Genomic DNA, 10697 nt, shown 5'->3' with positions numbered 1-10697 from the left:
GGCACCTGCGCTGGTAGCTGTACCCACGCAGGCAAGCCCGGCCCCGCACACGCTGCCCAACCGTCGCCCCCCCTGTCGTTGCGCGAGCAACTCGAGGCGGCTGCGCGCCTGCGCCGCACGCAAGCCCAGGGGCTGAATCAGGGAGCGCTGGAGTACGCCATGCACACACCGATGCCGATACGTCCCAAGGCGCACATTGTTGCGGTGGTTTCGGCAAAGGGCGGTGTGGGCAAGACCACCTTCGCCGCCGCGCTGGCCAAATTGCTCGAACACCCGCAGGGCCGCGTGGTGGCGCTGGACCTCGACCCGCAGAACAGCCTTGGCGCTCAACTGGGCCTGCCACCCAGTACCCCCGGACTGAGCCAGGCCAGCCACGGCGCCGAGCCCTGGAACACGGTTTGCCAGGCGCTGCCCGACTCGCCCGTGGAGTGCCTGCCGTTCGGGCACGCCGATGCCGCCCAGTTGCACACTCTCGAGCAACACCTGGCAAACGAGCCCGGCTGGCTGATGCAGCAACTGGCAACGCTGGCACTCACGCCCGACGACGTACTGATCATCGACCTCCCCACCGGCCCCAACACGTGGCTTGCGCCCGTGCTGGCGATGGCCGACCAGGTAGTTGCCGTGACCCTGCCCGACACCGCCTCGTACCGTGTGCTGGACACGCTGCAAGCCTGGCTGGCGCCGCTGCACCAGCGCACACCTGCAGCGCGTTGCAGCTACCTGATCAATCAGGTCGACCCCACCCGCGCGCTGAACCTGGACATGTGCCAGGTACTGCGCCAGCGTCTGGGACGCGAACTGCTGGGCATGGTCAGGCTCGACTACAGCCTCGATGAAGCCCAGGCCTTCGAATTCGACCCCTTCGCCAAGGTACCCGGCAGCCCTGCCTGCCAGGACCTGCGCGCCGCAGCGCATGCGCTCGCCGTCACCCTCGCCCATCATCGCCAAGAATCCAGCGCCTCATGACTGTGCACCTTGACCAGGCGCCTGCACAGCAGCCGCCCAACGCCTCTGCGCGCTTGAGCGCCTGGCTCGAACGCATCGGCCAATGGCCGCAACCGGCATTGCGCGCGCTGAAGATCGGTGCAGCCGTGATCGGCGTACTGCTGCTGGTCGCGGTAGTGACCGCACCCCTCGACCTGCAGCGCCAGTTCGCCTTTGCCGGCCTGTGCTTTGCCGCACTGCTGATGCTGCGCAAGCTGCCCGGGCGCCTGCCGGTGCTGGCCATGGTGGTGCTGTCGCTGGTGGCCACGCTGCGCTATGTGTACTGGCGCCTGACCGACACGCTGGGCTTCGATAACTGGCTGGACATGCTGTTCGGCTACGGCCTGGTGGCGGCGGAATTCTATGCCCTGGTGGTGCTGGCCTTCGGCTACATGCAGACCGCCTGGCCGCTGCAGCGCAAGCCCAAGATCCTGACCCAGGACCCCAAGGACTGGCCGACGGTGGATGTGTTCATCCCCACCTACAACGAAGCCCTGAGCATCGTGAAACTGACCATCTTTGCCGCCCAGGCCATCGACTGGCCACGCGACAAGCTGCGCGTGCACGTGCTGGATGACGGCCGCCGCGACGAATTTCGTGAATTTTGCCGGCAAATTGGCGTCAACTACATCGTGCGCGACAACAACCGCCACGCCAAGGCGGGCAACCTCAACGAGGCCTTGAAAGTCACCGACGGCGAGTACATCGCCATCTTCGATGCCGACCACGTGCCCACCCGCTCCTTCCTGCAGGTGGCCATGGGCTGGTTCCTCAAGGACCCGAAACTGGCGCTGCTGCAGACCCCGCACTTCTTCTTTTCCCCCGACCCGTTCGAGAAGAACCTCGATACGTTCCGCTCGGTGCCCAACGAAGGTGAGCTGTTCTATGGGCTGGTGCAGGACGGCAACGACCTGTGGAATGCCACCTTCTTCTGCGGCTCGTGCGCAGTGATCCGGCGCACCCACCTGCTGGAAGTCGGCGGCGTGGCGGTAGAGACCGTGACCGAGGATGCGCACACCGCACTCAAGCTCAACCGCAAGGGCTACAACACCGCCTACCTGGCCATCCCGCAGGCGGCCGGCCTGGCCACCGAAAGCCTGTCGCGGCACATCAGCCAGCGCATCCGCTGGGCGCGCGGCATGGCGCAGATCTTCCGTACCGACAACCCGTTCATCGGCAAGGGCCTGAGCTTCGGCCAGCGGGTGTGCTACGTGAACGCCATGCTGCACTTCTTCTATGGCCTGCCGCGCCTGGTGTTCCTCACCGCGCCGCTGGCCTACCTGATCTTCGGCGCACAGATCTTCCACGCCTCGGCGCTAATGATCACCGCCTACGTGCTGCCGCACATCTTCCATGCGAGCCTGACCAACTCGCGTATCCAGGGGCGCTTTCGCCATTCGTTCTGGAACGAGGTGTACGAGTCGGTACTGGCCTGGTACATCATGCGCCCGGTGCTGGTGGCACTGGTCAACCCCAAGCTCGGTGGCTTCAACGTGACCGACAAGGGCGGCATCATCGACAAGGAATATTTCGACTGGGAGCTGGCGCGGCCGTACATCATCCTGCTGACGCTCAACCTGGTCGGCCTGGGCTTCGGTGTGTTCCAGCTGATCTGGGGCGACCCGGCGGCGGCCATCACCATCGTGATCAACCTGGCCTGGACGATCTACAACATCATCATCACCAGCGCCGCCGTGGCGGTGGCCAGTGAAACCCGCCAGGTACGCTCCGAGCCGCGTGTGCGCGCCGAGCTGCCGGTGCGGGTACAGACCCCGGACGGCCCGGCAATCGACTGCACCACCGTGGACTTCTCGCAGAAAGGCGTGGGCTTCAAGCTGCCCGAGGGCCAGAGCCTGCAGAAAGGCCAGGAGATCCAGGTGACCCTGATGCGCAAGCAGCAGGCCTGCGTGCTGCCGGCCACCGTGGTGTTCAGCAAGGGCAACATGGCCGGCGCGCAGTTCAAGCCGCTGACCCTGCGCCAGCAAAGCGATTTCGTGCGCCTGACCTTCTCCCGCGCCGACACCTGGGCCTCGACCTGGGGCTCCAGCAAGCCCGACACCCCGCTGGGTGCCCTGCGCGATGTCAGCAGCATCGGTGTGCGCGGCATGATCGACCTGGCCCAGGCGACCCTGAGTGCCTTGCGCCATCGGCGCCACACGCGCAAGTCGGCCCCTCCTCCTCTCGAACCTTCGTTGGACTCGCAATGACCGTCATGTCTCATACCGGCCAGCACGTGAACCTGTCGCGCCGTTCCCGCACATTGCTCGCCGGCGCCCTGCTGTGCCTGGGCAGCCTGTTGCAACCCGCGCTGGCGACGAGGCGAGCGCCCCGGCCGAGCCCGCAGCCGCCCCAGTGGCCAGCCAGAGCACGGCACCCGCGATCAAGGACGGCTACCAGCTGAGCCTCAAGCAACTGGGCAAGAACTACACCATGAGCCTGCGCGGCGTGGAGTCCACCGACACGGTCAACTTCGATATCCGCGCCGACGAGGTGGTCACCGGCGCGCAACTGACCCTGCAGTACACCTATTCGCCGGCGCTGCTCAGCGACCTCTCGCAGATCAACATCATGGTCAACGACGAAGTCGCCGCGAGCATCCCGTTGCCCAAGGAAAATGCCGGTTCGCTGCAAAAGCAGGTGATCGACATTCCGCCGTACCTGATCACCGAGTTCAACCGGCTTGGCGTGCAGTTGATCGGCCACTACACCATGCAGTGTGAAGATCCGCTGCATTCGAGCCTGTGGGCCAAGATCAGCAACGACAGCCAGCTGAGCCTGCAGGTCAAGCCGGTGATACTGCCCAACGACCTGTCGCTGTTGCCGCTGCCGCTGTTCGACCGTCGCGACCCGCGCGCCCTCAACCTGCCCTTCGTGTTCGCCGCGGCCCCCGACAACGCCACCCTCGAAGCCGCTGGCGCGGTGTCGTCGTGGATGGGCGCCCTGGCCAGCTACCGTGGCGCGAACTTCCCGACCAGCCTGCGTACCCTGCCGGCCACCGGCAACGCGGTGATCCTGGTCAATACCGGCGAAGGCAGCCAGGTCGAAGGCCTGACGCTGCCGGACATCAAGGGGCCGACCCTGTCGCTGGTGAGCAACCCCAATGATGACCACGGCAAGCTGCTGATCATCGCCGGGCGCGACAGCGCCGAGCTCAAGCGCGCCGCCACCGCCCTGGTGATCGGCAACCGCAGCTTCTCTGGCGCCAGCGTGCAGATCGACACCCTCGACATACTGCAGCCGCGCAAGCCCTATGACGCGCCGAACTGGCTGCCGACCGATCGCCCGGTACGCCTGGGCGAGCTGATCGAGCCGCGCCAGCTCAACGTGTCGGGCTACAACCCCGGCGTGATCACCGTGCCGGTGCGCCTGCCGCCCGACCTGTTCAACTGGCGCGAGCGTGGCGCCAGACTCGACCTCAAGTACCGTTATACCCCGCAGCAGACCTCGTCCAACTCCTCGCTGCTGGTGAGCTTCAACGATAACTTCATCCAGTCGATGAACCTGCCCTCGATCGAGCGCCTGGGCGGCGGTGAAGGCCTGCTGGCGGCGCTGAAAAAAGACGACAGCGTGGCGCGAAACGTGAGCATGCTGCTGCCGCTGGATTCGGTCGCGCTGCAATCGCGCCTGCAATTTCGCTTCATGTACGACTACATCAAGCAGGGTGAATGCCGCGACATCATCATCGACAACATGCGCGGTGCGATCGACCCCGACTCCACCCTGGACCTGAGCGGCTATGACCACTTCATGGCCATGCCCAACCTGGGCGTGTTCAAGGACAGCGGCTTCCCGTTCACGCGCCTGGCCGACCTGTCGGGCTCGGCGGTGATCCTGCCCGACAACGCCGGCAATGCCGACTGGAGTGCCTACCTGACCGTGCTCGGGCGCTTCGGCGAGTCGACCGGCTACCCCGCCACCGCCGTCACCGTGGCCCAGGCCGGGCAGGTCGGCGCGCTGGCCGACAAGGACCTGCTGGTACTGGCCTCCGGCGATAACCAGCCGCTGCTCAAGACCTGGGCCGACCGCTTGCCAAGCAAGGCCCAGGACGCCAAACAGTATGTTGAGTTCTCCGACCTGCCGATGCGCCTGCGCGAATGGATCAGCCCCGACCCGCAGGCCAACCTGCGCGCGGCACGCGGTGCGTTCACCTTTACCGGGGAAAAGCGCAGCTCGTACGTCACCGGCTTCGAGTCGCCGCTCAAGGCCGGGCGTAGCGTGGTGGTGCTGTCCAGCCCGCAGCCGCAGTACCTGACCGAGGTCACCGACGCCCTGATCGGCGGCGAGCAATATACCCAGTCGCTGCAAGGCAGCCTGGTGGTGATCAATGGCAAGAACATCGAATCGCTGGTGGCCGAACAGGCCTACTACGTGGGGCATCTGGGGCCATTCAGGTATATTCAGTGGCTGCTTTCGCAGCATGTGCTGGCGCTGCTGCTACTGACCATCCTGGGTGTTGCGCTGGTAAGCCTGGTAGCGTTTGTCTCGCTGCGCGCCCTGGCCAAACGCCGCCTCAACGACGAGTAACCGCATGCCACTGCCTACCGCACATACCCGCCGACCGCGCTCGACCTGGCGTCGCCTGCTTGGCGCCAGCGCCCTGGCCCTGTTGCTGCCGGGCATCAGCCAGGCAAAAAGCTGCGCTGCCGAGCCCTGGCCGTTGTGGCAGGTGTTTCGCGAGCATTTCGTGCAGCCCGACGGGCGCGTGCTCGACGCCAGCACGCCGCAGCAGCACAGCTCGTCGGAGGGGCAGTCGTACGCGATGTTCTTTGCCCTGGTCGCCAACGACCAGGCCAGCTTCGACAAGCTCTGGCTGTGGGCCAGCAACAACCTGGCCGGCGGCGACATCAAGCAGAACCTGCCCGGCTGGTTCTGGGGCCTGGACGACAAAGGCCAATGGCGCCTGCTGGACCGCAACTCGGCCTCGGACGCCGACCTGTGGTTCGCCTATGCGCTGATCGAGGCCGGACGGCTGTGGAATACCCCGGCCTACACCGCACAGGCGAACCAGTTGCTGGCCAATATCAAGGCCCGTGAAGTGGCCGACCTGCCGGGCCTGGGCATGATGCTGCTGCCCGGTGCCGAAGGTTTCGCCAAGGCCGATCACTTCTGGCAGCTCAATCCCAGCTACCTGCCGGTGCCGGTGCTGCGCCGCATGGCCGTGGTCGACCCCAAGGGGCCGTGGAGCCAGATCGCACGCAGCACCGCCAGCCTGATCAAGGGCGTCAGCCATCACGGCTACGTGGCCGACTGGGTCGGCTACCGCGGCACAGGCCCCGACCAGGGCCTGTTCGTGATCGACCCGGTCAAGGGCGAAACCGGCAGCTATGATGCCATCCGCACCTACCTGTGGGCCGGCATGACCCCGAGCAAAGACCCGCTGGCCAAGCCGATCCTGGACAGCCTCGATGGCATGGCGCGCAGTGTCGCGACGCATGCTGTGCCACCGGAAAAGGTCCTGGTACAGGCCAACACCACCAGCGGTGATGGGCCGTTCGGCTTCTCTGCCGCGCTGTTGCCCTACTTCAAGGCGCGCCAGCAACCCTGGCTGCAAGCGCAGCAGCGCGCGCGCGTCGATCAGTTGATGACCAAGAGCCTGACCCCCGAAGCGGTGCAGGCCGGACAACCCCCTTACTACGACTTCGTATTGAGCCTGTTTGCCCTGGGCTTCATGGATGATCGTTACCACTTCCTCGACGACGGGAAGTTGCAACCATTCTGGGAGGCCTCATGCCCTCGCGCCGCAAAACCCTAGCCATTGGGGTCCTCGCGGCCCTGATCCACAACAGCAGCTTTGCCGAGCTCAGCGAGAACGGCAAAGTGCTGCTGGAACAGGGTCAGTACTGGCAGCCCGCAAAGACAAGAACCGCGCCACCGAGGCGTGGCGCAAGCTGCTGCTGATCGACCCGCAGCAGGCCGACGCGCTGTACGGCCTGGGGCTGCTGGAACTCGATGGCAATCGCGTGCAGGGCGCCAAGCGCTACCTCGACCAGCTCAAGCAGTCGCACCCGGGCGAGCGCCAGACCTTGCTGCTGGAGCAGGAGATCGCCCTGCACAACAGCGACAACAACGCGCAACTGGAGCAGGCGCGCAACTCGCCGAATCGGGCGAGCTGGACCAGGCCGTCACGGTGTACCGCCAGCTGTTCGCCGGCAAGCTGCCACAGGGTGAACTGGGCCTGGAGTTCTACAGTTACCTGGGCTACACCGCCGGTGGCTGGCAGGAAGCGCGCCAGGGCCTGGAACGCCTGCAAGGCCTGGCGCCGAACAACGCCAAGATCAAGCTCAACCTGGCCAAGCTGCTGCTGCGCAACGAAAGCACGCGGGTCGAAGGCATTCGCCGGCTCTCCAGCTACACCACAGACCCGGAAATCGGCAGCGAAGCCATCGAAGGCTGGCGCCAGGGCCTGTCCTGGCTCGGCGCGCCCCGCCCGGCCGAGGTGCCGTTGTTCGATGCCTACCTCAAGGCCTACCCCGACGACGAAGAGATCCGCAGCCAGCTCAAGAGCGCTGCCAGCGCCACCCCGGCCAGCGCCGCGCCGCAGCAGAATGCCAACCTGGTGCGTGGCTTCAAGGCGCTCGACGCCAACGACCTGAGCCAGGCTGAACAATCCTTCCAGGCCCGCCTGCGCGAACAGGCGCAGGACGCCGACGCCCTCGGCGGGCTGGGTATCGTGCGCCAGCGCCAGGGCCGCCTGGGCGATGCCGACGCCCTGTTCAGGCAGGCCATCAGCCGCGGCAACAGCAGCCGCTGGCAGAGCGCGCTGCAAGGCAACCGTTACTGGGTGCTGCTGGAGCAGGCCAATGCCGCACGCGATGCCGGCAACCCGCAAAGTGCACGCGAACTGCTGCAGCGCGCGATTGCGATGAACCCGCGCCAGGTCCAGGGCCACATCAGCCTGGCCGACCTGCAAGCCGCACAAGGCCAGTTCGACACCGCCGAAGTCACCTACCGCCAGGCGCTGAGCCTGGATGCCGGCAACCCCGACGCCTTGCGCGGGCTGGTCAGCGTACTGGCGCAGAACGGCAAGTTGAGCGAAAGCCAGCGCCTGATCGACGGCCTCAGCGATGCCCAGCGCCAACGCCTGGGTGACCTGCGCGTACTGCGTGCAGCCATCGCCGTGGGCCAGGCGAAGGACTTCGAGCGCAATGGCGACCTGGCCGGGGCGCGCAAGGCGCTGGAAGAGGCCGTGCGCAACGACCCGCAGAATGTCTGGGCGCGCTACGACCTGGCGCAGATCTACCTGAAGACGGAGGCGCCCGGCAAGGCGCGCCAGACCATCGACGACATGCTCAAGGCCAACCCGCAGCGGGCCGAAGCGCTGTACGCCAGCGCGCTGTTTGCCAGCCGCCTGGGCGAATGGCAATCGACGCAGCGCAGCCTGGCGCAGATTCCCGTCGCCCAGCGCAGCGCCGCCATGCAGGCGCTGGCCGAAGAAACCGAACTGCGCCTGCTCGCCAGCGAGGCCGCGACCCTTGCCAAGCAAGGCCAGCGCCAGCAGGCGATGAAGCTGCTGCAGCGCGCCGAACCAGGTGCTGCGAACAACCCGGACATGCTCTCGGCCCTGGCCTCGGCCTACATCGACATCGGCCAGACCGAGCACGCCCTGGCCATGCTGCGCACCGCCATCGCACAAAGCAGCACGCCTTCGCCGGCGTTGCGCCTGGCCTATGCCGGCGCGCTGCTCAAGGCGGGCGACGATGTGCAGGTGAGCCAGATACTGCGCGAGCTGCGCAGCCAGCCGCTGCAAGCGGCCGAGCAACGCAGCTATGATGACCTGGTGTTCCAGTACACCGTGCGCCAGGCCGACCTGCTGCGCGAAAAAGGCGATCTGGTGGCCGCCTACGACACCCTCGCCCCGGCCCTGGCGCAACGCCCGCAAGACCCGCAGGCGGTGTCGTCGCTGGCGCGCATGTACCTGGACAACCGCAACCCCGACAAGGCCGTGGAGCTGTTCACCCCGCTACTGCGCCAGTACCCGGACAACGCCGATGTGCAGATGGGCGCTGCACAGGCCTACCTGGCGGCCGGTGATGCCGACAAGGCCGAGCAGGCAGTGCAAAGCGCCTTGCAGCTGGCGCCGCAGAACCCACAGATCCTGACCAGCGCTGCCGGCTATTACCGTGGCCGCGGCAAGCTGGCCAAGGCCGAGCAGCTGTATGCCCAGGCACTGGCCTTGCAGGCCCCGCCCGAGCAGAACGTGCTCAACCCGTTCGGCCAGGCGATTGCCGCCAACCCCTTCGTCGGCCAGCCCGGCCAGCGCAAGCAGTCGCGCCTGAACGAGGCCGCCCTGGCCGAGATTCCGGAGCCTGCACAAACCCAGGTCAGCGCCCGCAGCAACGACAGCTTCGACGCCCCGGTGCTGCTGGCCAGTCGCGACAGCGAGCCGGGCTTGCGTACGGCCAGCCGTGGCGCTGCCGGCAGCTCAGCAGCAGCGCCTGTCGACCCGCGTGCCGCGATCCAGACCGAGCTGGACACCCTGCGTGAAGCCCGCAGCCCGCAGATCAAGCAAGGCGTGACCTTCCGTGGCAACGACAGCGAGTCGGGCCTGGGCAAGATCACCGATGTGGAAGCGCCGCTGGAAATCAGCGTGCCGTGGAACGATGATCGGCTAGCGTTGCGGATCACGCCGGTGGCGTTGAATGCGGGTGGCGTGAGCAGCGAGCTGTCATCCAGCTCGCGCTTTGGCGGGATCACCGACGAAATGGCCACGGCGATCCTCGCCGAACCACTGCCGTCACTGCGTGGACAGGCCGATGAGTTCTACGCTGAAAGCCCCGGCTCGCAAAAAGACAGCGGTGTGGGTGTTGCCGTTGCCTACGAGAACCCGTCGCAGGGGCTCAAGGCCGACGTTGGAGTGAGCCCGGTGGGCTTCCTCTACAACACGCCGGTGGGCGGCATCAGCCTGGACCGGCCGTTCGCAGAAGGCGGTGATTTGCGCTACAACCTCAACGTCTCGCGGCGCTCGGTGACCGATAGCCTGACCTCGTTCGCCGGCGCCCGCGACAAGCGCAGTGACCTGGAATGGGGTGGCGTGACCGCCAACGGCGCGCGCCTGCAGCTCGGCTACGACAACCAGTCCTACGGCGTGTACGGTTACGGCTCATGGCACAAGCTGCTGGGCCACAACGTGGAATCCAACACCCGCAGCGAGCTGGGCAGCGGCATCTACTGGTACCTGCTGAACAATCAGGACGAGCGCCTGACTGCGGGGCTGAGCGTGTCTGGCACGCATTACGAGAACAACCAGAGTTTCTTCACCTACGGCCATGGCGGCTACTTCAGCCCGCAGAACTTCTTCTCCATCGGCCTGCCGGTCAGTTGGGCCCAGCGCGGGCCTGACTTCAGCTACCAGATCCAGGCTGCCGTGGGCATGCAGCATATCGAGCAGGACGGCGCGCCGTACTTGCGCGATGGGCGCTCGCAAGCCGCACTGGAGCGTATTTCCCGGGCCTATGCCGCCGACGGCAGAACCTTGCGTACCACCTACGAATCGCAGAGCAAGACCGGTATCGGCTACTCGCTGGGCGCATCGGGCGAGTACCGCCTGGGCGACGGCCTGTTCTTCGGCGGCACCCTGGGCGTGGACAACGCCCGCGACTATCAGCAATGGACCGGTGGCCTGTACCTGCGCTACCTGTTCGACGACGGTCACGGCGCCATGCCGCTGCCCGTCAATCCGTACCGTTCCCCTTATTCGAATTAAATTGCAG

6 protein-coding genes are annotated in these 10697 nt (G+C 66.3%); 5 read left to right on the top strand and 1 reads right to left on the bottom strand.

What is annotated here, in order from left to right:
• From bcsQ to bcsZ, 4 genes are all read left to right on the top strand, one after another.
• The coding region (gene bcsQ, locus G3436_RS05065; RefSeq protein ID WP_243667019.1) for a cellulose biosynthesis protein BcsQ at positions 1-969 on the top strand (969 nt) is incomplete at its 5' end.
• On the top strand, positions 966-3194 hold the full coding sequence (gene bcsA, locus G3436_RS05060) for a UDP-forming cellulose synthase catalytic subunit (RefSeq protein WP_163942024.1): 2229 nt from the start codon (positions 966-968) through the stop codon (positions 3192-3194). The genes bcsQ and bcsA, both read left to right, overlap by 4 nt.
• Before the next feature lie 73 nt (positions 3195-3267).
• Entirely contained in the window at positions 3268-5511 is a 2244-nt protein-coding gene (gene bcsB / locus G3436_RS05055; RefSeq protein ID WP_163942021.1) for a cellulose biosynthesis cyclic di-GMP-binding regulatory protein BcsB, read from the top strand.
• Between the two features lie 4 nt (positions 5512-5515).
• Entirely contained in the window at positions 5516-6739 is a 1224-nt protein-coding gene (bcsZ, locus tag G3436_RS05050; protein ID WP_163942018.1) for a cellulose synthase complex periplasmic endoglucanase BcsZ, read from the top strand.
• 82 nt (positions 6740-6821) lie between these two features.
• Here bcsZ and G3436_RS27340 read toward each other — a convergent pair whose 3' ends face one another.
• A complete protein-coding gene (locus G3436_RS27340) occupies positions 6822-7040 on the bottom strand; it encodes a hypothetical protein (protein WP_243667018.1) in 219 nt (72 codons plus the stop codon).
• A gap of 74 nt (positions 7041-7114) precedes the next feature.
• On the opposite strand from G3436_RS27340, the gene G3436_RS05045 reads away from it, so the two are divergent.
• A complete protein-coding gene (locus G3436_RS05045) occupies positions 7115-10690 on the top strand; it encodes a cellulose synthase subunit BcsC-related outer membrane protein (protein ID WP_338001207.1) in 3576 nt (1191 codons plus the stop codon).
• Positions 10691-10697 lie beyond the last annotated feature (7 nt).

This window comes from Pseudomonas brassicae, from assembly GCF_010671725.1.
GTDB lineage: Bacteria > Pseudomonadota > Gammaproteobacteria > Pseudomonadales > Pseudomonadaceae > Aquipseudomonas > Aquipseudomonas brassicae.
Note: the sequence above shows the minus strand (reverse complement) of the source record. Positions and strands in the feature narration are given on the sequence as shown.